The sequence below is a fragment of the Variovorax sp. P4_D9 genome (assembly GCF_056401695.1).
The window spans coordinates 1-725 of the sequence record NZ_JBFUIU010001675.1 but is presented as its reverse complement, the minus strand read 5'-3'; the positions used below and the strand labels follow the sequence as shown (position 1 = coordinate 725).

Genomic DNA, 725 nt, shown 5'->3' with positions numbered 1-725 from the left:
TGTCCGAGGGCATCGAGACCGGCAAGCTGATCGCACCGCTCGTGATTCAAGAAAAGGGCGGCACGCGCAAGACGGTCGAAGCCGCTATCGCCGCCGTGGAGGCGATGCTGCCGGTGGCGAACCAGTGCCGTCGCGAAGACGTGTCCGCCGCTCACCTGACCGTGGCACTGCAATGCGGGGGCTCTGACGGCTACTCGGGAATCACCGCGAATCCTGCGCTTGGCATGGCGGTCGACCTCCTGGTTGCGCATGGGGGAACTGCCATCCTGAGCGAAACCCCTGAGATCTACGGAGCCGAACATCTGTTGACGCGACGGGCCGTGAACCGTGAGGTAGGGCAGGGCATCGTCGATCTCATCAAGTGGTGGGAGGATTACGCGGACCGGGAGAAGGGCAGCATCGACAACAACCCGACACCGGGCAACAAGTCCGGTGGGTTGACCACGATTCTCGAGAAGTCTTTGGGCGCGGTGGCCAAAAGCGGCTCTTCCGCCCTGATGGGCGTCTACCGCTACGCCGAACCGATCACGACRCACGGCCTGGTCTTCATGGATGCGCCCGGCTACGACCCGATGGGGGCGACCGGACAAATTGCCAGCGGAGCCAACCTGGTCGCTTTCACGACGGGTCGTGGCTCGTGCTTCGGGGCAAAGCCATCTCCCTCGATCAAGTTGGCCACCAACACGAAGATGTTCTTGCGAATGAAGGACGACATGGACATCAAC

1 pseudogene is annotated in these 725 nt (G+C 62.6%); it reads left to right on the top strand.

Going from position 1 to position 725, the window contains the following annotated elements:
• A pseudogene (locus tag AC1DY5_RS57710) lies at positions 1-725 on the top strand (altronate dehydratase); the annotation flags it as partial.